The sequence below is a fragment of the Ruminococcus sp. 1001136sp1_2201st1_G3_2201SCRN_220225 genome, from assembly GCF_040924365.1.
GTDB classification, from domain to species: Bacteria; Bacillota; Clostridia; order Lachnospirales; family Lachnospiraceae; genus Blautia_A; species Blautia_A faecis.
Genome location: NZ_JBCOME010000028.1, coordinates 32,753 through 55,513, shown reverse-complemented (window position 1 = coordinate 55,513; position 22,761 = coordinate 32,753). Strand labels below are relative to the sequence as shown.

Annotated in this window: 18 protein-coding genes, 1 tRNA gene, 1 rRNA gene and 1 riboswitch; all 20 genes read right to left on the bottom strand. The window is 42.8% G+C overall.

Features of this window, described 5'->3' with window-relative positions:
- A 16S ribosomal RNA gene (locus AB5642_RS10645) occupies positions 1-292 on the bottom strand; the annotation flags it as partial.
- 340 nt (positions 293-632) lie between these two features.
- Positions 633-720: transfer RNA gene (locus tag AB5642_RS10640), tRNA-Ser, on the bottom strand.
- 176 nt (positions 721-896) lie between these two features.
- Entirely contained in the window at positions 897-1,634 is a 738-nt protein-coding gene (locus tag AB5642_RS10635; protein ID WP_195392125.1) for a 1-acyl-sn-glycerol-3-phosphate acyltransferase, read from the bottom strand.
- A gap of 124 nt (positions 1,635-1,758) precedes the next feature.
- The gene (locus tag AB5642_RS10630) at positions 1,759-2,316 is read right to left on the bottom strand and encodes a hypothetical protein (protein ID WP_173716664.1); all 558 of its coding nucleotides are present in this window, start codon (positions 2,314-2,316) and stop codon (positions 1,759-1,761) included.
- Positions 2,317-2,331: 15 nt separating this feature from the next.
- The gene (gene gyrA, locus AB5642_RS10625; RefSeq protein WP_173716663.1) at positions 2,332-4,884 is read right to left on the bottom strand and encodes a DNA gyrase subunit A; all 2,553 of its coding nucleotides are present in this window, start codon (positions 4,882-4,884) and stop codon (positions 2,332-2,334) included.
- Positions 4,885-4,899: 15 nt separating this feature from the next.
- Positions 4,900-6,822 (bottom strand): DNA topoisomerase (ATP-hydrolyzing) subunit B, encoded by a 1,923-nt coding sequence (gene gyrB / locus AB5642_RS10620; protein ID WP_148463034.1) that lies wholly within the window; start codon positions 6,820-6,822, stop codon positions 4,900-4,902.
- A 255-nt stretch (positions 6,823-7,077) separates the two neighbouring features.
- Complete coding sequence (gene rsmI / locus AB5642_RS10615; protein ID WP_118580874.1) at positions 7,078-7,923, bottom strand: 16S rRNA (cytidine(1402)-2'-O)-methyltransferase; 846 nt, start codon at positions 7,921-7,923, stop codon at positions 7,078-7,080.
- 52 nt (positions 7,924-7,975) lie between these two features.
- Positions 7,976-8,716 carry a tRNA1(Val) (adenine(37)-N6)-methyltransferase gene (locus AB5642_RS10610; RefSeq protein ID WP_195392124.1) on the bottom strand — a complete coding sequence of 247 codons (741 nt, stop codon included), beginning with the start codon at positions 8,714-8,716 and terminating at the stop codon, positions 7,976-7,978.
- Positions 8,709-9,608: a stage 0 sporulation family protein gene (locus AB5642_RS10605; protein WP_118580868.1), complete on the bottom strand. Its 900-nt coding sequence runs from the start codon at positions 9,606-9,608 to the stop codon at positions 8,709-8,711. Before AB5642_RS10605 ends, AB5642_RS10610 begins: the two co-directional genes overlap by 8 nt.
- A gap of 1 nt (position 9,609) precedes the next feature.
- Positions 9,610-10,599: a DNA polymerase III subunit delta' gene (holB, locus tag AB5642_RS10600; RefSeq protein WP_195392123.1), complete on the bottom strand. Its 990-nt coding sequence runs from the start codon at positions 10,597-10,599 to the stop codon at positions 9,610-9,612.
- A gap of 235 nt (positions 10,600-10,834) precedes the next feature.
- Entirely contained in the window at positions 10,835-11,419 is a 585-nt protein-coding gene (locus tag AB5642_RS10595; protein ID WP_195380219.1) for a guanylate kinase, read from the bottom strand.
- Between the two features lie 17 nt (positions 11,420-11,436).
- Positions 11,437-13,035: an aminotransferase class I/II-fold pyridoxal phosphate-dependent enzyme gene (locus tag AB5642_RS10590; RefSeq protein ID WP_243252211.1), complete on the bottom strand. Its 1,599-nt coding sequence runs from the start codon at positions 13,033-13,035 to the stop codon at positions 11,437-11,439.
- A 121-nt stretch (positions 13,036-13,156) separates the two neighbouring features.
- Positions 13,157-13,846, bottom strand: a complete 690-nt coding sequence (locus tag AB5642_RS10585) for a response regulator transcription factor (protein ID WP_118580859.1) — start codon at positions 13,844-13,846, stop codon at positions 13,157-13,159.
- The gene (locus AB5642_RS10580) at positions 13,843-14,991 is read right to left on the bottom strand and encodes a cell wall metabolism sensor histidine kinase WalK (protein WP_195392122.1); all 1,149 of its coding nucleotides are present in this window, start codon (positions 14,989-14,991) and stop codon (positions 13,843-13,845) included. The genes AB5642_RS10585 and AB5642_RS10580 overlap by 4 nt, the downstream gene beginning before the upstream one ends.
- A 274-nt stretch (positions 14,992-15,265) precedes the next feature.
- The gene (gene metK / locus AB5642_RS10575) at positions 15,266-16,465 is read right to left on the bottom strand and encodes a methionine adenosyltransferase (protein ID WP_195392121.1); all 1,200 of its coding nucleotides are present in this window, start codon (positions 16,463-16,465) and stop codon (positions 15,266-15,268) included.
- 145 nt (positions 16,466-16,610) lie between these two features.
- A riboswitch (SAM riboswitch) is annotated at positions 16,611-16,712 on the bottom strand.
- Between the two features lie 153 nt (positions 16,713-16,865).
- Positions 16,866-18,158: a UDP-N-acetylglucosamine 1-carboxyvinyltransferase gene (locus AB5642_RS10570; protein WP_118580853.1), complete on the bottom strand. Its 1,293-nt coding sequence runs from the start codon at positions 18,156-18,158 to the stop codon at positions 16,866-16,868.
- 143 nt (positions 18,159-18,301) lie between these two features.
- Positions 18,302-18,817 carry a shikimate kinase gene (locus AB5642_RS10565; RefSeq protein WP_330589405.1) on the bottom strand — a complete coding sequence of 172 codons (516 nt, stop codon included), beginning with the start codon at positions 18,815-18,817 and terminating at the stop codon, positions 18,302-18,304.
- Between the two features lie 83 nt (positions 18,818-18,900).
- Entirely contained in the window at positions 18,901-19,515 is a 615-nt protein-coding gene (locus AB5642_RS10560) for a flavin reductase family protein (RefSeq protein WP_118580850.1), read from the bottom strand.
- A gap of 112 nt (positions 19,516-19,627) precedes the next feature.
- Positions 19,628-21,295 carry a putative manganese-dependent inorganic diphosphatase gene (locus AB5642_RS10555; protein ID WP_148463040.1) on the bottom strand — a complete coding sequence of 556 codons (1,668 nt, stop codon included), beginning with the start codon at positions 21,293-21,295 and terminating at the stop codon, positions 19,628-19,630.
- Positions 21,296-21,443: 148 nt separating this feature from the next.
- Positions 21,444-22,349: a S1 RNA-binding domain-containing protein gene (locus tag AB5642_RS10550; RefSeq protein WP_173718497.1), complete on the bottom strand. Its 906-nt coding sequence runs from the start codon at positions 22,347-22,349 to the stop codon at positions 21,444-21,446.
- Positions 22,350-22,761 lie beyond the last annotated feature (412 nt).

The window sequence follows — 22,761 nt, the reverse complement described above, 5'->3', positions numbered from 1 at the left end:
TCGCCTTGGTAGGCCGCTGCCCTGCCAACTAGCTAATCCAACGCGGGTCCATCTTATACCACCGGAGTTTTTCACACCGAACCATGCGGTTCTGTGCGCTTATGCGGTATTAGCAGCCATTTCTGGCTGTTATCCCCCAGTATAAGGCAGGTTACCCACGCGTTACTCACCCGTCCGCCACTAGAAACAATCTAAATCTGCCGAAGCTTCAATAAAATGTTTCCCGTTCGACTTGCATGTGTTAAGCACGCCGCCAGCGTTCATCCTGAGCCAGGATCAAACTCTCTGATAAAGTGTTTGATGTACTCAAGACAACCAACTAGCTTAGTTATCTCTCGTCATTACTGTTATAAAAAGTTCATTCATTTGAATGATGATTCGTTAAGAATTTTCGAGAATCGTATGTGTTTCACTGTTTAGTTATCAAGGTTGTTCCGCTGTCATTTCTTTGCGACAGCTTGTTTATTTTACCTCATCTCTTTTTGTTTGTCAAGAACTTTTTTAAGTTTTTTCAAAACTTTTTTGATGAAGTTTTTTGTCTTTATTGACGACTTGTCCACTTTACCACAAGTAGAAAGCTTTGTCAACCACTTTTTTGATTTTTTTAATTTAAAATTTTAAAAAATCAAAAGCGGAGAAGGAGGGATTTGAACCCTCGCGCCGCGTTAACGACCTATACCCTTAGCAGGGGCACCTCTTCGGCCTCTTGAGTACTTCTCCAGTCTCCGAACTACTTAACCAATGTTAAATTGTGGAGTTGCGCATCTTTCGTAGCGCATTTGTTATTATACTTAAAAGATCACTTCTTGTCAACATCTTTTTTAAGTTTTTTATTTTTTATGAGAATTTCGGTGCGAAATCATGCAAATGCATGATTTCTGTGCATCGCGAAGCGTTTACTGGTTACGAAGTGAACAGTTACTATTTTCATTCGCCCGGATAGTCTCTTCAATTCTTCTTTTTACCTCTGCGGCAATCTCAGTTGATTTCATATCTTTATATTCTTCATATTCCATGGGCTTCAGAAAATGCACTTGAACATTCAGCATTTTTGCAGAACCGGTATCAAATGCTTTATAAGAATCAATCAATGTAACCGGTACAATCGGACATTTTGCTTTCATGGCAGCCTTAAAACTTCCGCCTTTAAATTCCTGAGGATGGTTTCCATTTTTGCTTCTGGTCCCTTCTGCAAAAATGAGATAATTTCTTCCTGCTTTTACTTCTTTCGTTACATTAATGATCACCTGCATAGATTGTTTAATATCTTCCCTGTCAATCAAAAATGCCTTCATACATGAAAATACCTGCTTCAAAAACGGTACATTTCCAACTTCCTTCTTTGCAACTACTGAAAAAGGTACCGGGCAGACCTCCATTATGGCAAGCACGTCATACAATCCCTGGTGATTCGGATAAAACATAAACCCATTTTGCGAAGGTATATTTTCTACTCCATGGCCGTCTATATGAAGATTTCCTCCACGATTAGCTGCATGGTCAATTTTTTTCAACATGGCATAGCGCTGTTCCTCTGTGTATTTATCCACATGCACAGCATACCAGTTCAGCATGATCCAATAATATGGTACGAATATAATATTCTTCAGTACCATTACAATGATTCTTTTCATTTCCAAGCTCCTTTCCTCTATGCAAAACTCCCCAGTGCGATAAAAATATTTTTCGGTTCCATATCAAATCACGATATGAAAAAGGGCCACTGCAAGATTCAATCATCCTGCAGCAGCCTCCCTTCTACTCTGCATCCAGCTTATTCGCAATTTTCTCCTCATACCCCGGGTTCTTTTTGATAAATACATTGTATGCTTTCGTATAAGTCTTATAAGAATCTGCAGTCATAAACTTGGCATAGTCATCTGCAGCCTGATTCCGCAGATCATCTGTGATCTCGGAAGGTGACATTACATAGTATTTACCATCTTTTTTCTCCGTCATATAGGTTCCTACGCATGGATACTCCTGGTCATTTTCCAATACCAGATTGTAAATAATGTACACGTAAGTATAATCGCCGTTTTCGGAAAGAATATCGCACTGTTCTACTTTTACTTTTGTTGGATTATGAGCAGCAAAATATTTTAAAGTAGCATCAATCTCATTCTGTAGAAGTTCATTGGTATCCTTTTCCTGAGAATAACACTGCTTCACCTTCTTCTCACTTCCGCTTACATAATTCTTTATGAGGGCTTCCACTACTCCCTCCGGCGATTTATGATTTACGCCGCATCCGGACATTGCCATGATAAACATCATGGCAATACCCAGGATTAAAATTCTGGTTCTTTTTTTCATACTTCACAGATTCCTTTATTCTGCATCATTTGTATCCTGTGAATCCTCTTCTTCAAAAACTTCCTCAGTCTCCTCAGTCGGCTCCTCACTGCTGCCGTTCTCCGTATTTCCCTCTGCTTTCTCGCGAACCTTGGCAAGACTTGCCACTGTTACACCCTCATCCAGATTGATCAGCTTCACTCCGGAAGTGATTCTTCCAAGAATAGAAATTCCAGCACAGGTAATACGAATAATGATTCCTTCTGTAGTGATCATCATAATCTCGTTTTCTTCATTGACAGCTTTAGCACCAATCACATTACCGGTTTTCTCGGTGATCTTGTAACACTTCACACCCTTACCTCCACGGTTCTGGCAGGTAAATTCACTCATAGCTGTACGTTTGCCCATACCATTTTCAGATACTACAAGCAGGTAATCTCCCTGAGAATTCAGCTGCATTGCCACAACCTCATCTCCAGGATCAAGATTCATACCCCGAACACCCATGGAGCTTCTTCCGGTACTTCTTACATCAGTCTCCTTGAAACGGATGCACATACCGTCTTTCGTCACAAGCATAATATCTTTTGTATCGTCTGTAGCCTTAACTTCAATAAGCTCATCATCATCACGAAGTGTGATTGCCACAAGACCTGTCTTACGTACATTTGCATATTCTTCCATAGGTGTCTTCTTCACAAGACCAGCCTTAGTTGCCATAACCAGATACTTGCCTTCTTCGAATTTACGCATAGGAATAACAGATGTAATGCGCTCACCTGGCATAAGCTGCAGAAGATTGACAATTGCAGTACCTCTTGCAGTTCTTCCTGCCTCAGGGATCTCGTATGCTTTTAGTCTGTATACACGTCCTGTATTGGTAAAGAACATCAGATAATGGTGAGTAGTAGTCATAAGCAGTTCTTCGATATAATCGTCATCTATGGTCTGCATTCCCTTGATTCCACGTCCGCCTCTGTTCTGGCTGCGGAAATTATCTACAGTCATTCTCTTGATATAACCAAGTTTTGTCATAGTAATGACCGTATTTTCCCTTGGAATCAGATCTTCTGTGGAAAGATCATAGACATCATATCCGATGGCAGTTCTTCTCTCATCGCCGTATTTGTCAGCGATTGCGAGGATTTCTTCCCTTACAACACGAAGAAGGAGATTTCTGTCTGCAAGAATTGCCAGGAATTTGCGGATCTTCTCTTCTAATTCTGCATATTCTGCTTCCAGCTTCTCTCTTTCCAAACCGGTGAGAGCTCTCAGACGCATATCTACAATAGCCTGAGCCTGCACATCCGTCAGTTCAAATCTGTCCATCAATTCCTGCTTCGCAATCTGAACATTGCGGGCAGCACGAATGATTCTGATAACTTCGTCGATATTATCCAGGGCTTTCAGCAAGCCTTCCAAAATGTGGGCACGTTCCTGTGCTTTATTCAGATCATATTTGGTTCTTCTGGTAACAACGTCCTCCTGATGAGCCAGATAATGCTCCAGAAGTTCTTTCAGATTCAGTACCTTTGGTACAAGGCTGTCGCCCTGAGGTACCACGCAAAGCATAATAACGCCAAAAGTATCTTGCAGCTGGGTATGCTTGTACAGCTGATTCAGAACAACATTTGCATTGGCATCTTTACGCAGGTCAATACAAATACGCATTCCCTCACGGCTGGAATGATCATTCAGGTCAGTAATTCCATCAATCTTTTTATCACGGACAAGCTCTGCGATCTTCTCGATCAGCCGGGCTTTATTTACCAGATAGGGAAGCTCCGTAACGATAATACGTGATTTTCCATTTGGTAAGGTCTCAATATTTGATACTGCACGTACACGGATCTTTCCGCGGCCTGTGCGGTATGCCTCCTCGATTCCCCTTCTTCCGAGAATAGTAGCTCCTGTAGGGAAATCCGGACCTTTTACAACGTCAAGAAGCTCTTCAATTGTGGTTTCTCTCTGCTCCTCGATGGTATTGTCAATAATTTTTACAACAGCATTAATAACCTCACGAAGATTGTGAGGCGGAATATTGGTAGCCATACCAACAGCAATACCTGTAGTACCATTGACCAGCAGGTTCGGGAACCTGGAAGGAAGCACCTTTGGCTCTCTCTCAGTTTCATCAAAGTTTGGCTGGAAGTCTACAGTATCTTTATTAATGTCAGCAAGCATCTCCATGGAAATTTTGCTCAGGCGGGCCTCAGTGTATCGCATGGCAGCTGCGCCGTCGCCGTCCACAGAACCGAAGTTTCCATGTCCGTCAACAAGAGTATAGCGGAAAGACCAGTCCTGTGCCATATTTACAAGTGCTCCGTAAATAGAGCTGTCACCATGAGGATGATACTTACCCATGGTATCACCAACGATACGGGCACATTTACGATGTGGCTTATCCGGACCGTTGTTCAATTCGATCATAGAATACAGCACTCTACGCTGTACCGGTTTCAAACCATCTCTTACATCAGGAAGCGCTCTTGAAGCAATAACGCTCATAGCATATTCGATGTAAGATTCTTTCATGGTTTTCTCCAGATCCACATCATGGACCTGGTCAAAAATCTTGTCATCCATATTGTTCTATCTCCCCTAGATATCCAGATTCTTTACAAAGCGTGCATTCTCTTCGATAAATTCACGTCTTGGTTCTACCTTGTCACCCATAAGTGTGGTAAATACAAGGTCAATTTCGGAGGTAGCTGCCTCATCCATTGTAACGCGGAGAAGAATACGCTTCTCCGGATCCATGGTAGTTTCCCAAAGCTGCTCTGCATCCATCTCTCCCAGACCTTTGTAACGCTGGATCTTATTGTTGGAGTCTCGTCCTATCTCTGTAAGGATGGCGTTCAGCTCATCGTCATCATAAGCGTACCATACCTTCTTGTTCTTCTCGATCTTGTACAGCGGCGGCTGTGCCAGATATACATAGCCCTGCTTGATCAGTTCCGGCATAAATCTGTACAGGAATGTAAGAAGCAGTGTGGCAATGTGGGCACCGTCAACATCGGCATCAGTCATAATGATGATCTTGTGATATCTCAGTTTGGAAATATCGAAATCATCATGAATACCAGTGCCAAAGGCTGTGATCATAGCCTTGATCTCTTTGTTTGCATAAATCTTGTCCAGACGGGCTTTCTCTACGTTCAGGATTTTTCCACGAAGAGGAAGAATAGCCTGTGTAGCACGGTTACGTGCTGTCTTCGCAGAACCACCCGCAGAATCTCCCTCTACGATATAGATTTCGCAATTTTCCGGATTCTTGTCCGAGCAATCGGCAAGCTTGCCTGGAAGGGACATACTGTCAAGGGCAGACTTCCTTCTTGTAAGATCTCGTGCCTTACGCGCTGCCTCTCTGGCTCTCTGGGCAAGTACAGACTTCTCTACGGTCGCCTTGGCTACAGCAGGATTCTGTTCCAGAAAAATCTCAAGCTGTTTGCTTACAACACTGTCCACAGCTCCTCTGGCCTCACTGTTGCCAAGTTTCTGCTTCGTCTGGCCTTCAAACTGCGGATTGCCAATTTTAACGCTGACAATAGCTGTCAGGCCTTCTCGGATATCATCACCGGAAAGGTTTGGCTCGCTGTCCTTGAGAAGCTTATTCTTTCTGGCGTAATCGTTAAATGTGTTTGTAATGGCATTTCTGAAACCAGTAATATGGGTACCGCCTTCAGGAGTATTAATATTGTTTACAAATCCGTAAGTATTCTCTGTATAAGAATCATTGTGCTGCATGGCAACTTCAACCGCCACACCGTCCTTCTCACCCTCGCAGTAAATGATCTCCGGATAAAGAGCTTCTTTACTTCTGTTCAGATAAGTTACAAATTCACGGATACCACCTTCATAGTGGAAAGTTTTCTCCCTTTCCATACCTTCCCGCTTGTCAGTAAGAATGATCTTCAGACCTTTGGTAAGAAAAGCCATTTCACGGAGACGCTGTTTCAGGATATCGTAATCGTATACAGTCTCCTCGAATATCTGCTTGTCCGGGAGAAAAGTAACAGTAGTTCCGGTAGAATCACCACATTCTCCAACTTCCTTAAGCGGATACATTGTCTTACCACGCTCGTAACGCTGCTCATATCTCTTTCCATCTCTGCAGATTGATACTTCAAGCCATTCAGAAAGTGCATTAACAACGGATGCACCTACTCCGTGAAGACCTCCTGATACCTTGTATCCTCCACCGCCAAACTTACCGCCGGCATGAAGAATGGTAAATACCACCTCTACAGCTGGAATGCCGGCTTTATGATTGATTCCTACCGGAATGCCTCGTCCATTGTCTACAACTGTGATGGAGTTATCAGGATTGATCGCTACATTTATTTCTGTACAGTAACCAGCCAGTGCCTCATCTACGGCATTGTCCACGATTTCGTATACAAGATGATGGAGACCACGGCTGGATGTACTTCCAATGTACATACCAGGTCTCTTACGTACGGCTTCCAGACCCTCCAGAATCTGGATTTGGTCCGCTCCGTATTCTGTATTTGTTTCGCCCATGATATTCCTCCTGTTATGATCTATTAAAAAGTTACAGGAATTTACGGCTCATTTCTGCTGCCAAATCTCATTCCTGTTTTTGCGCATAAAAATACAGATTTATTATAGCACAAAATCCCCGTTTTTGCCAGTTAAAAGCCATTTCAAGATGTAAAAAAAACGGCGTATTTTCAACGGATATCCGTCAAAAATACGCCTTATCTCCCCCTATATGTCTGCTTGTCAGGAATAACACCTGCCAGAACAGTTTCTTCTCTATTTTTGCAGCAAAAGCGCCTGGTAAATATCTCTTTTTGTCACACCTCGATCCTTTGCAACCATCTTCATTGCCTCTTTGCGTGCGATCCCCTGATTCTCATAAATCGCCATATGTTCCTCAATGGAGATGTCTCTCCAGGATTCCTGTGACTCCTGTTCCATTTCCTTTCGGCTTCTGCCCTCGATCACCAGGACACACTCTCCAAGGGGCTTCTGATCTTTGTAAAAAGCAATCAGATCTTCGATTGTTGTCCGAAATGCCGTTTCATACTTCTTGGTAAGCTCACGGCAAAGAGTCATTCTGCGGTTTCCAAGAGCCTGGTACAATTCCTGCAGGGTACCAACCAAGTGATGGGGTGCCTCATAAAGGATGATGGTGCGGGTTTCGTTTTTCAACTCTTCCAGAATGGCTTTCCTCTCTTTTTTATCCGGAGGTAAAAAGGCCTCGAATGCAAATCTGCGGGTGGAAAGTCCGGACAGGGTAAGAGCCGTGATGCATGCTGCCGGGCCTGGAAGCGAAGTTACTTCAATTCCGGCATCGTAACACATAGCAGCCAATACTTCCCCTGGGTCAGAAATTCCAGGTGTTCCCGCATCTGTGATCAGAGCCACATTCAGACCCTCCTGCATTTTCTCAATGAGGGTGTAGGCTTTCTCCACTTTGTTGTACTCATGGTAACTGGTCATTGGAGTTTTTATGTCAAAATGATTGAGAAGCTTGATACTGTTGCGGGTGTCTTCCGCAGCGATCAGATCCACTTCCTTCAGAACACGGAGCACGCGAAGCGTAATATCCTCCAGATTTCCGATTGGCGTGGCACATAGATATAATTTACCACTCATATTTTTCTCCCTTCTGCAATCATCTGTTTTTCATTTTTTATTTGCGATCTTTTTAAATCATATCGTACATTTCCAGAATGTCCTTTGTATAGACTCCCGGCTTCTCATACACGATCAGCGGTCTTTCCACAGTAATCCGGGAATTGCCGCCTTTCAGGGCTTCTATGAGCACCATATTAGGCTCCCTGTCAATGTATGGATAAACAAGCTGCATACGCTTAGGCTCCAGCTTATATTTCGTCAAAACCTGCATAATTTCTGTCAGTCTGAACGGTCTGTGTACCATGTAAAAACGTCCTCTGTCTCCAAGAAGCTTCGAAGCCTGGCTTACCACATCCTCAAGAGTACAAAGGATCTCATGTCGGGCGATTGCCTTTGGCATATGCGGATTGGTCAGTCCATGCTGCCCGATCATATAGGGCGGATTGCAGGTGACAACATGAAAAGAAGCTGCCCCGAAAATACTGACAGCCTCCTTAATATCACCTTGTCTGATACTGACCCTGTCCTCCAGGTTATTGTATTTCACACTTCTTGCCGCCATTTCAGCACACTCTTCCTGGATTTCCAGACCTGTGAAATGCTCTCCCACAGTCTTGGAAGCAAGGAGTACCGGAATAATACCAGTTCCCGTTCCCATATCGAGAACCTTCTCTCCCTTCTTCACTCTGGCAAACCCAGATAAAAGAACAGCGTCCATACCGAAGCAGAATTTCCGGGGATCCTGAATGATATAATAGCCATTCTGCAGATCATCTACCCGCTCATTCTCCTTCACAAGATCATTAATCATCTAATTTGGAATCTCCCTTTTTATCTTCAAGATCCTTCAGTTCCTTTAATTCCTGTTCAGAGACTTTTACTTTCTTTTTTCTGGAACGGAATTTCAGTTCGCCTACAGGGAATTCCTGAATTTCTTTCTCATCACCAATTTCTACTACTACCTTTACAAGCTGGCGGAGTACATTTACACTCTGTACATTGCCCTGGATTCCGTCTGGAGTAGTTACCGTATCTCCGATTCCCGGAAGTCTGCGATTCAGCTCCTCATAGGTCTCCTGCTCATTCTTCAGACAGCACATCAGTCTTCCGCATACACCTGAAATCTTCGTCTGGTTCAGAGAGAGATTCTGTTCCTTGGCCATTCGGATGGATACAGGTGCAAACTCGGAAAGATAAGTATGACAGCAGAGACATCTGCCGCAGATACCGATTCCTCCAAGAATTTTTGTTTCATCTCTTACACCAATCTGGCGAAGTTCAATTCTTGTCTTAAAAATAGATGCAAGATCCTTTACCAGCTGGCGAAAATCAATTCTGCCGTCTGCTGTAAAGTAAAACAACACTTTATTGTTATCAAAAGTATACTCTGCGTCAATCAGCTTCATCTCAAGTCCATGCTCGCGAATCTTCTTCTGGCAGATCTTGAAAGCGTCCCTCTCACGCTCCCTGTTATACTTCTCTCTTTCATCATCGTCTTTGGTAGCCACACGAAGCACTTCCTTCAAAGGATGTACCACCTGGTCATCCACCACATCCTTAGGTGCAAGCACCACCTTTCCATACTCAACACCGCGGGCAGTCTCCACAATTACATGATCGCCCGGTTTCACTTTATAGTTCTTCGGATTGAAGTAATAGATCTTACCTACATTCCGAAATCTTACGCCTACTACTTTTGCCATTCTATTTCTCCCTGATTGTAAGGAACAGAAGCTCAAGAGCAAGTTCTGTATTTACATTGGCACGAAGACGTACTTTTGTTTTCTCCAGTGCATCCAGAATCTTCTCCAGGTTCTCATAGGAACGCTGGCTTGCCTGTTCCCTTATATAATTTATTTCCTGCTTAAATACAAGATTATCAACTTCCCGTGTAGCCTTAAACATCAGTACATCACGGAACCAGAACTGGAAAAGATCCAGATAGTCACTGATGTTCTGCTTATCATTGGAAAGCTCCTTGATTGCTTCTGTAAGCTCATATACTTCCATTCCGTCTGCATTCTTCAGGATGCGGAGTGCATTCTGGGTCATATCTGCAAACTCCTGGGAAGTAGCTACCTGTTTCGCTCTGCCAATACTGCCATGAGCATAGGAAGCATCGATCTCAGCCTGATAATCCGGTATATGGAGATGTTCCATCAGGTACTTCTTTACCAGACCGTCATCTACAACCTTCAGATCCAGACGTACACATCTGGAACGAATGGTCGGCAGCAGAGCATCAATATTGCTTGTGAGAAGCATGATAACTGCATATTCCGGCGGCTCTTCAATGGTCTTCAGAAGAGCATTCTGTGCCTGGGGATTCATCAGCTCTGCATTTGCCACAATATAAACCTTGTATGGGCTGCAGTATGGCTTAATATCCACATCATTGATAATCTGTTCCCTGATTTCGTCAATTGTAATCACATTTGGCTTCTCATGGGTCACCATAATGATATCCGGGTGATTCTTACCGATTGCCTTCTTGCAGGAATCACAATGTCCGCAAGGCTCCGTACCGCCCTCTTCACACTGCAATGTCATCGCATAGGTTCCTGCCAGCAATTTCTTTCCAGAACCAGGGTCACCTGTAAAAATATACGAATGGGACACTTTCTCTGTCTGTATGGCATTCTTCAAATGTCTGATTATCTCTTCATGTCCTATAATGTCGTTAAACCCTAACATCGGAATCACCTCACCCTATCATTTTCGCTATTGTCAAAGGCTGCGTTCTGCAACCCTGCATAGCTTATTTTGTACAAATACACTCTAAATGTATTTACCCTTTAATTCTATCATGTACGACAAAATCATGCTATAGTTTTTTGTGAATTTATTCACTTATCAACAAAAAATGTTACTGCGCACTCCGTGACCAGTAACACGCTTCGCGATGCACAGAAATCATACTTTATACTTTTTACGCATGTTTTATATATTCAGCAATTTCCTCTACACATTCCTCCAGATCAACATTCTGGAATTTTCTCGTAATCCCGGCAGCAGCAATTTTTTCTTCGGAAAAATCCTCCTGATCTGCAAGAAATCTTCTGCACATTTCCTCATAGCGGGGTATCTCCTGACCACGCTCTCTTTTCAATGCTCTTGCAAGACGCTCTCCGTCCTCCACTTCGATATAAACAGGGCAAACATTCTCTTTTCCATAGTATTCTCTCATTTTCACATAAGATTCAAGTGTACCGATTCCCATATAGTCAGCATTTTCCAAATCCACCTGACCGTCATCTGCTGTAAAATAGTTCCATATTCCATGTACTGTATGATAAGCTCTGGCCTCGATCAGATTTCCGCTGCTTCGAAATGCTTCCAGCTTTTTATCATCCACGAAATAGTACTGTTTACCATTCTCTTCCTCTGCACGGATTGGGCGGGTCGTATAAAGAACCAGCTTCTTGAGTCCCAATCCCTCATGTGCTGCCAGCCTGGCATATATATGATCCTTACCAGACGCGCTTTTTCCCATAATGTAAAATATTTTTCCCATAATGTATCAGGCAGGGGTTACACCTCTGCCTGCTCCTTTACTACGCTTATTGTTTCGTTATTTTCTCCGCAAAGACCGTGAAGATTCAGTCCCTGCTCCATATATCTTCTCACATTCCTTGTAAAAAGTCCAGTAATCTGTTCGCCTGGAACAATAATGGGAATCCCCGGCGGATAAAGATATACAAATTCTGCGGCAATTTTCCCTGCACTTTCTTCCAGAAGACAAAGCTGGGATGGGGCATCCATTGCCCTGGAAATGGACATAAGCTGCTTCATATGACCACACTTGCAGGCATATTTTTTATTTCGCAAGCCATCGCTGCGGGTATCCTTTTTGTCACAGCTTTCACAATCTTCAGAATTACATTTAATACAATTCTGTCTTTCCACTTCCGGTACATAATCTGAATTTCCAACAGCTATTTTCTCTGTTATATTCCTGCTCTTCTCTGCCAGTTCAGCTTCCTGCCTGTCGATTTCTTCTATAGCTTTGCAAAGTCTCCGGAATCCTTCCCTGGTGTCTCCAACTGCTGCCAGTGCAAGCACATAATTCTCTGTAGTCATCTCAACTTCCAGATGATATTTTCTTCGAAGGATTCCCGCAAGTTCCGGACCATTTAAACTGCTGTGCAATGTGGACAGAATCAGCTTAGAGCGGTCATAATCAAATATTTCTGTTGTGCCCTGTTCGTCCTTTTCTTCTCCAGTCTCTTCCGGTGTCTGTAACAGACGTATATACCTGCACTGACCAAGCTGTCTGCGGGCGGCTTCCAGATTTTCCGTAAATTCATCAAATAATCGTCCGCTGTCTTTTTCCAGTTTCGCTACACAGGCATCCAGACTGGACATAAGTATATAGGACGGACTGCTGGTCTCATAAATTCCAAGAAATCTGCGGATCAGCTTCTCACTTACACGTTCACTGCACAGATGAAGCACTGCAGTCTGGGTCATGGCCGGCAATGTTTTGTGAAAGCTCTGGATCACCACATCTGCTCCCAGATCTGCTGCTGAAACGGGAAAATAGTCAGAGAATCTGAAATGAGCACCGTGGGCTTCATCCACGATCAGCGGAATTCCATATTTGTGGACAGCCTCCGCAATCTGACGCACATCTGAAACCACGCCATCATAAGTAGGCGATGTAATAAGTACTGCTTCGATTTTCGGATTTTCCTCAAGATATCTTTCCACACGGGATACGGAAATTGAACCATTTATCCCCAAATCGTTGTCAGATTGTGGATAAATATATGTGGGAACCAGTTCCCGGAGGTATATTGCGTGGTAAACAGCCTTATGACAGTTTCTGGCCACCAGAATCTGTCCACCCTTTTTCACAGATGCGGAAATGGCAGTAAGAATTCCTGCTGTACTTCCGTTGACACTAAAAAAACTTTTCCTAGTGCCGTACATTCTGGATAAGGCATTCTGCGCTTCAAGTAAAATTCCCTCAGAATGATGCAGATCGTCGAATCCGTCTATTTCCGTAATATCACGTTCAATGGGAAAATCTCCCTCTATGCACGCCTTATTCCGCTTGTGACCTGGCATGTGGAAAGGATAGAAGTCGGATTTGCCGTAGTTCTCCAATTCTTTATATAGTCTTCTCATTTTACCTCTCAATTTTCTCAGAAATTATGTCATCTTTTTCAAACACGCTCTAAAATAATATCATAACAGTATCTGAGCAAAATAATATCATTCACAGCAACCATTTTGTAATCAGAAATTATCACACTTTAAATCTGTATCCCACGCCCCAGATGGTCTCGATATACTGCGGCTTGGCATTATTATACTCAATTTTCTCACGGATTTTCTTGATATGAACCGTAACTGTAGCAATATCACCTACCGATTCCATATCCCAGATTTCCCTGAAAAGCTCTTCCTTTGTAAAAACTCTGTTTGGATTCTGGGCCAGGAATGTGAGCAGATCAAATTCCTTGGTGGTAAAAGTTTTCTCCTCGCCATTTACCCAGACGCGGCGGGCAGTCTTGTCGATCTTGATTCCACGAATCTCAATAATGTCGTTCTTCTGCGTGGTGGAACCGATCAGACGGTTATAGCGATCCATATGTGCCTTTACTCTGGCAACAAGCTCGCTTGGGCTAAATGGCTTGGTCATGTAATCGTCAGCCCCAAGTCCAAGACCGCGGATCTTGTCAATATCATCTTTCTTCGCGGAAACCATAATGATCGGAGTATTCTTAGCTTCTCTTACCTGGCGGCAGATTTCAAACCCGTCTATCTCCGGCAGCATCAGATCCAGAATAATCAGGTCAAAATCTTCTTTCAATGCCATATTAAGCCCCAGATCGCCTCTGTTGCAGATTATAACTTCAAATCCTGAGAGCTCCAGATAGTCTTTCTCAAGCTCTGCAATCGCTTCTTCATCTTCAATGATCAGAATTCTGCTCATTTCATTGGTACCTCCTGGTATTTTCTAAGTACAAAATACATGATCGTGCCGATTCCAAGACGGCTTGTGGCCCATACTTTTCCCCCATGGTCCTCCAGAATTTTCTTTACAATGGAAAGACCGATTCCGCTTCCGCCTTTGGAAGAATTTCGCGAAACATCTGTACGGTAAAAACGGTCGAAAATATAAGGCAGATCTTTCGGGCCAATACCTTTCCCATTGTCCTCAATCTCAATCTGGATAAAATCACCCACATCCTTGATTCGGATCTGAATGATTCCTTTAGGCTTGTCCATATATTTGATAGCGTTGCTGATAATGTTATGGATAACGCGGCGGATCTGCTCCCCATCGGCAATTACCATAACGTCTTTTTCCACGTAGTTGGCATAAACCAGCTCAATTCCCCTGGTCTCAAGTTCCAGACCAACTTCTTCTGAACAATCTTCAAAATAATCTTCCACATTTAGTTTGCTAAAGGTATAAGGAATGCGGTTGGTATCGATTTTGGAATAAAAAGTCAGCTCGTTGATCAGATGATCCATCTCATTTGTCTTGTTGTAGATGGTGCGGACATAGCGATCCATTTTCTCAGGGGTATCTGCCACTCCATCCATGATTCCCTCTACATATCCTTTCACTGCTGTGATCGGAGTTTTCAGATCATGGGAAATGTTGCTGATCAGCTCTCTGTTCTCTTTTTCTATAAGGCTTTTTTCTTCTGTAGATTCTTTCAGACGGCGGCGCATTTCCTCGAAATCCTGACAGAGCTCAGAAAATTCGTCTTTTCCTTCTACATCCAGAACGAAATCCAGGTTGCCCTCTTTTATATTCTGCGTCGCTTTTTTTAATTTAACCAATGGAACGGCAATGCTGCGATATACCCAAAGACCAACTACCAAAGCAACGGAGATCAGGATTACAAACGCACTGATAAACAAATCCTTGGCCATTACATGTACCCTGCCCTGACTGTCGGCTGAGTCTGTTATGGAAATATCATATACTGTTCCATCGCTCTCAGTCACTGCCTGTGCTTTCTGCGCCTGTGACTGGCTGAATCCATACAAAGTGGCGGCAAACAGAAGCAGAGGCATAAGAATGATCATGGTGAATCCCAGAACGATTCTTGTTTTTAGCTTCATAACAGTTCTATCCTTTTTCTTCTTTTTACGGAAATTTTCAACAGCTTCCCTGTCGTATGAAGCTGCTTCACCCGATTTATATAGATTATAGCATAAAGCTCTGATTTCATCTCTTAATTTTCTATAAAAAATAGCTCGATAATATGCAGTTTTTTCAACATAAAAAAACCTGGAAAAGACTTCTTCTGCTATATACTAGTCTCTTCCAGGCTCTAACTTTAATATGGAATTTTCAAGCAGGCTTCAATACAAGCCATTTTCTTTTAACCAAATTTTACGCAAGATATTTCTTCAGATCATCAACCTTGTCCAGATGCTCCCACGGAAGATCTACATCTGTACGGCCGAAGTGTCCGTATGCAGAAGTCTGTTTGTAGATCGGGCGGCGGAGATCAAGCATTTTGATGATTCCAGCCGGACGAAGGTCAAAGTTCTCACGGATGATCTCTACCAGTTTCGCATCAGATACTTTACCTGTGCCAAATGTTTCTACATGAATAGAAGTCGGATGTGCAACACCAATTGCATAGGAAAGCTGGATCTCGCACTTGTCAGCAAGACCTGCTGCAACAATGTTCTTTGCAACATAACGTGCTGCATAAGCTGCAGAACGGTCAACCTTTGTGCAGTCTTTTCCGGAGAAAGCACCGCCGCCGTGACGTCCTGTTCCGCCATAAGTATCAACAATGATCTTACGTCCTGTAAGACCGCTGTCGCCGTTTGGTCCACCGATAACGAAACGTCCGGTCGGGTTGATAAAGTATTTCGTATCCTCATCTACCATTTCAGCCGGGATGATCTCATCAAATACATATTTCTTGATGTCTGCATGGATCTGCTCCTGTGTAACATCCGGGTCATGCTGAGTAGAGCAAACAACTGCATCAATACGGCTTGGTTTGCCATTCTCATCATACTCAACTGTTACCTGAGTTTTTCCATCTGGTCTTAAATATTTCAGAGTGCCATCTTTACGGACTTTTGTCAGCTGACGGGAAAGTTTGTGTGCCATGTTGATTGCGTATGGCATGTATTCTTCTGTCTCGTTGGAAGCATAACCAAACTGGATTCCCTGGTCACCAGCTCCAATAGAGTCAAGCTCGTCCTCATCCATCTGATTCTCTTTCTGCTCAAGTGCTTTATCAACACCCATTGCAATATCAGCAGACTGTTTATCAAGTGCTGTGATTACTGCACATGTATCAGCATCAAATCCGAATTTTCCACGAGTATAACCAATCTCGCGGATTGTCTCTCTTACGATTGACTGGATATCGATATTTGCCTTGGAAGTGATCTCACCCATAACCAGAACAAGACCTGTTGTAGTTGCAGTCTCGCAAGCTACACGGCTCATCGGATCCTGTGCGATCAAAGCATCCAGGATGGCATCAGAAATAGCATCACAGATTTTATCCGGATGACCTTCGGTTACAGATTCAGAAGTAAATAAGATTTTTTCTTTGTTTTCCATTCTTTTGTTTTTCCCTTTCTTCAATGGAGCGAAAATTTCCAAAACAGCTAATATCTATCTGCGCTGCGTTGTATGTTTTCCGCGAAAAAAAAGAACAGCCCGGACAAGCGGACTGTCTTATAAATGACTTTTTATATAAACAATCCTCTTATTGTTCGATCACTCGCTCAGGTTGGCACCTTCCTCTCTTTCGAGGGGTTGCCGTGGCTTCATAGATCCTATGTATCTCCACCACTCTGAATAAAAGGCTATTCTTCAGTTTTCCTGTTGCAAGCAATACAATATACTGATTGCTTATAATTGTCAATAGACATTTAATGTCTTATGACTATTTTTTCACCAGATTAAGTCTGATGCTTAACAGATCAAGGCGGTCAGGCTGCGATCTGAAATTAACAATTCACCCTACACGCAGGCGGAATTTCTGGATATCCTTCTCACTGGAAACTCTCTCGATCTCTGCGCCAAGGCTGCGAAGCTTCTCTTCGAAGTTCTCATAGCCACGCTGGATGTAAACAATATCGTCCACAATGGTGATTCCCTCTGCTGCCAGTCCTGCAATAACAAGAGCTGCCCCTGCACGAAGATCCGGTGCACTTACCCTTGCACCAGTGAGCTTATTCACGCCATCGATAATTGCGGAATTGCCTTCAACCTTGATACATGCTCCCATTCTGGAAAGCTCATCTGCATATTTGAAGCGATTCTCAAAAATACTCTCAGTTACAATACTGGTTCCCTCTGCAAGTGCCAGGGTAACCGCAATCTGCGGCTGCATATCAGTCGGATATCCCGGATATGGAAGAGTCTTCACATGAGTGCGATGAAGTCTGCCCACTGCACGTACACGTACGGCATCATCAAACTCCTGAACTTCACATCCGATTTCCTCAAGCTTGGCTGTAGTAGCTTCGAGATGCTTTGGAATTACATTCTTAACTGTGACATCACCACCGGTAGCTGCTGCAGCGAACATAAAGGTTCCTGCCTCGATCTGGTCCGGAATGATAGAATACTCTGTGCGGTGAAGCTTCTCAACACCCTTGATACGGATCACATCTGTACCAGCACCTTTGATATTGGCTCCCATGCTGTTCAGGAAGTTGGCAACATCTACTACGTGTGGCTCTCTGGCAGCATTTTCAATAATCGTACGTCCTGGTGCAAGAGATGCTGCCATCATAATATTGATGGTCGCTCCTACAGATACTACATCCAGGAAAATATGGCTTCCATGGAGATTTGATGCTTCCGCAACAATGGCTCCATGAAGAATATCAACTTTCGCACCAAGGGCTCTGAATCCTTTCAGATGCTGATCGATCGGACGGCTTCCGATATTGCAGCCACCTGGAAGAGGAACTTCCGCTCTTTTATATTTACCAAGTAATGCACCAAGAAGATAGTAAGATGCACGGATCTTCTTAATGTACTCATAATCTACACTTACATCACCAATGGTAGAACCATTGATCTTAACAGTTGATTTATTGATTCTGTCAACCTGTGCTCCGATGCCAGCTATTGCCTCCAGTAAAACGTTGATGTCTCTGACGTCAGGCAGATTCTCGATGAGAATTGTCTCATCCGTCATAATGGCTGCTGATAAAATAGCCAGCGCTGCATTCTTTGCACCTGCTATCTCTACTTCACCAACAAGCGGATTTCCACCTTTAATCACATACTGTTCCATAATACACCTCTATTATTCTTACTCCGCGAGCCAAAAAGGCTATTGTCAATTTCTCTCCAATAACCTGACAGCCCTCCTCTGATTCACAGTTACTGTTCACTTCGTTCATCGTAACTCATTCCGCGAATAGTAACGATCTACAGTTACTTAATAACCCCTGTCTGTAGTGTTTCCAAAAGTGCCTGCAGACTTGCTTCCAAATCTTTCCCTTCTTCATCTACCACAATGTCTGCATATTTCTCGTATAAGGGAACTCGCTCCTCATATAAACTCTTCAAGGTCTGTCCTTCTTTCAGAAGAACTCCCCGCTTCTTAAGATTTCCAAGCCGTTTCTCAAGAGACTCCAGAGAAAGGCTGAGGTAAACTACCTTCCCAATTGATTTCAAGTGTTCCATGGCTTCACTGCAATATACCACACTTCCCCCAGTAGCAATTACAGTATTCTCTGTATCAATCGACGCATTTACGCGATTCTCAATGGCCTTGAAACCATCTTCTCCTTCTTCATCAATGATCTGATAAAGACGTCTTTTTTCTTCTTTTTGTATTAAAAGGTCTGAATCTAAAAATTCATATCCAAGTATTTTCGCAAGAACAACGCCCAGTGTGCTTTTACCTGCACCGGGCATTCCAATTAATGTTATATTATTCATTTTCATTCGATACTCCTTTAAATAATAACACATAAGAGCCATTATTGCAATCACATTAAAAAATTGTTACTGAGTTCGTTAAAAAATTGTTACTGAGTTCGGTTTTTTAATGGGTGATTTTTAAGTTTCTGATTATGCTTTTTTCCTTTTTTTACGCTATATCCAAAGGTGCCCAGTTTCTTTCCAAGTCCCAGATATTCTCCATGGGAATATACCATCAGTTTTGACTGATTCAGCTGAAATTTATTATTTTTATCCATATAGGCTTCGTCCGCATGCACTGCAACTACTTCCGCAAGGAACATGTGATGAGAACCAAGCTTCTCAATTTTCTTAACTTTACATTCAATATTTACAGGAGCTTCACCGATCATTGGTGCCTTCACTTGATCCGCCTTTTCTTTGGTAAGATGAAGCTCCTGAAATTTATCAACCTCTCTGCCGGACCGCACGCCACAATAATCGGTGGCGTATGCAAGCTCTTCTGTGGTAAGGTTCAGAACAAATTCCTTTGTCTTGCAGATCATATCGTAAGAAAATCTGGTGGGACGAACGGAGATGCTTACCATTGGCGGGTTGGTACACACGGTGCCAGCCCACGCTACTGTTATTATATTATCATTACCCTCGCCATCTGTAACGCTGACCATCACAGCAGGAAGCGGGTAAAGCATATTGCCTGGTTTCCAGGTCTGTTTTGCCATATTTTTGCTCCTCTTTTATGTGAAAATTTCCCGTGCAAAGAACCTTCTGCGTTACTTTTCACTTTGTGAGCAGTATCTTTTAACAGCCTCTTTGCCGGGAAAATCTTTATTATCAGTTAAAGTCATTTGCCATGATCTGCGCAGCTTCCATCATAGCCGGGATCATCTGTTTCTTACGGGAAACCACTCCTTTCAGGTGGAAGCACTTATCCTCCGGTTCCTGCTGGAATGCGATTTTTCCCATTTCCTCGCTGCCCTCACCGTAATAAATTACATCTGAAGACTCGTCCATAATATTGGTTAACATAAAGTAAACACGGGTAATTCCATGGCGCCCGCACTCGCTTACCATAAATGGTTTCAGGCGGACTTTGATCTCCTGAAGCTCTTCCTCGTCCATGGAACTGATCTGTCCAACACCAAAAGCCACATTTCCTTCTGCAATAAATTTCTTGTAATCCTGATAGAAAATTTCTTCAGGTGCTTTATCCTTCAGATTGCTTCCAGCCTTGAACATTTCTCTTGCGAAATCTTCAATCTTAATGTCCGCGATCAGTGCAAGCGCACTTGCTGCGATCTTGTCCTGCTGGGTGCAGGTTGGGGAACGGAACATTAAGGTATCGGAAATAATGGCTGCACAGAGAAGTCCTGCGATCTTAGGCGGAATCTCCAGTCGCTGCTCGTCATAAATCCGGTAAAGGATTGTCGCAGTACATCCAACTGGCTCATTTCGGAAATTAATCGGCTTCATAGTTTCCAGAGAACCAAGCTTATGATGGTCAATGATCTCCAGAATCTCTGCTTTCTCAATATTATCAACAGCCTGGTCTTTCTCATTATGATCTACCAGAATTACCTGTTTCTTGTGCATGTCAAGGAAATTTCGTCTGGAAATGGTTCCCACACATTTTCCCCGCTTATTGATAACAGGGAATGCACGATGGCGGTGCTTGATCATAACATCCTGAATATCATCTGTGAAATCTTCAGTATTAAAAGTTACCAGATTATCTTTTTTCATCACATAGTTTACCGGAATACTCTGGTTGATCATGCGGGCAATTGTGTAGGTATCATATGGAGAAGAGATAATGATGATCTGTCTCTCCTGAGCTTTCTTTATTACCTTCTCACTTACCTGAATACTCATTCCTACAATAATGCAGCTTACATTCAGTTCTATTGCCTTTAACTGATCTTCCTCACGGTTTCCAAGAATAACCATATCATTTTCTTCGATATAGTTCTTCATCACCTCCGGATCAGCAGTTCCAATAAGGATTTTCCCTTTGGTAAAATAGCCGTGACCGTTTCCTTCTACGATTTCACCGTCAAGAGTATCCCTGATCTTGTTATACTGAGTTCTGGCATTTGAAAGAAGATAGCTGTCCTTGGTATCCATGTAAACATCAGCAATATCGCCGATTGTTACAATTCCCTCCAGCTCATCCTCGCTGTTACAGATGGGAAGGGTCACAATGCCTTTATTCTGCATCATATCCCAGGCATTTTTCAGGGACATGGTACGGTCTGCATCCGGTTTTGGACGGATATCCATATCTTTTACCTGCGTTCCGATATTTCCCAGATAAGCCGGTGGCTGTACGCCAAAACGATTCAGTACATACTGGGTCTCTTCATTGATCTGACCGGCGCGTCTTGGAATATAACGCTTGGTCTGGGTGGTTCTGTTTTTGATATCTGCGTAAGCAATTGCCGAACAAATAGAATCCGTATCCGGATTCTTATGTCCCATTACAAATACTTTCTGATTCTTCATTCACATTCTTCCTTCCAAAATTCAGCTGACCTCTGCACACTTTTCATCTGTAAACAGAGTTTTTATTTCGGGTCTACTTCTCAAACACGCTCTACAGAAGATTTTCATTTTGGGCGATTGTCTTAATCGTCCAAATCTGCACTTTATATTAATTCAGTTTAATATTTGCAAATAAAGCTCCCAGAGATGTGGTTGCCTCTTCTCCGGACTGTGGGATTTCTATTTTCTCTTCTTCCACTTCTTTTGCCATCATATCAGTTGCTTCTTTGATACTCAGGCTCAGTTTTCCATCTTTCACTGCAGTTACTTTTACTTTCACCTTATCTCCAACTGCAAGAACTTCTGATGGTTTACGGATTCTCTTTTCGCAAATCTGGGAAATATGTACCAGTCCGGATACGCCGTTTCCAAGATCTACAAATGCGCCGTATGGCTGAAGGCTCTCTACAGTTCCTTCTGTTACAAAGCCTGGCTGGATATTGGAAATTTTATTCTTTCTTTCCTCTTCTGCTTTTTCCCTTAAAATTTCTTTCGCAGAAAGAATCAGTTTTTTGTCCTCTTTATTGACATCGATTACCTGAACCTGGATGTGTCTGTTCAGATATTCGTTGGTGTCTTCTACGTAATTCAAGGCCAGCTTGGAGGCCGGGATAAAGCCGCGCACACCTTCTACATAAGCAACTGCACCGCCGTTTACTACATCTTTTACCACTACATCAAGAACCTCTCCGGAGGCTTTCAGCTCTTTTAATTTGTCCCAAGCCAGGACGTCAGTAGCCTCAACTTTGGATAAAAGGATGTTACCATTTCCATCGTCTTTTCTTACGACTGTGGCGGAAACTTCATCTCCAGGGTGTACTTCTTCTTTAACGTTAAAGCCCGGCTCTCTACTGTAATCTTCTACCGGGATAATACCTTCTGCATAATATTTTAAATCTACAATAATTTCTTTATCATCTACACTCACAACTGTTCCTGTGAGAATGTCGCCTTCTTCAATTTTCTTAAAAGAAGCTTCAAGTTCTGCTTCGTAATCCTTCATTGTCTCTGCCATGACCTAGACTCCTTTGCCCCTGTTTTTGCTTCATTATAGCACACCGCTTATTCGTTGCAAATAAATTTTGGAATGTACATTCGAAAAAACACCGCTCTTTAAGCGTCAGAGTGTAATATCTGGCGTTTAAAGAGCGGCATATTCAGACAAATTTTCCCAAAAATTGTGACGCACATCTTGCAAAAAACCTTTTTCAAATACGCTCTAAAACGAGGAGTGCCCCGGCAGTAGCTGCCGGGGCGATTATTATGAAAAAATTTTATGTGTAATGGTGTCATTACAACGTCTTCTGTGTATGTTCTTTCGAACTGATTATATAGTATCAGATACTTATGAACAAAATACATGCAAATTGTTAACGAATAATGAACATTTGTTTTATTTGCACAATTTCTTCTTTCATTTTCCTCTT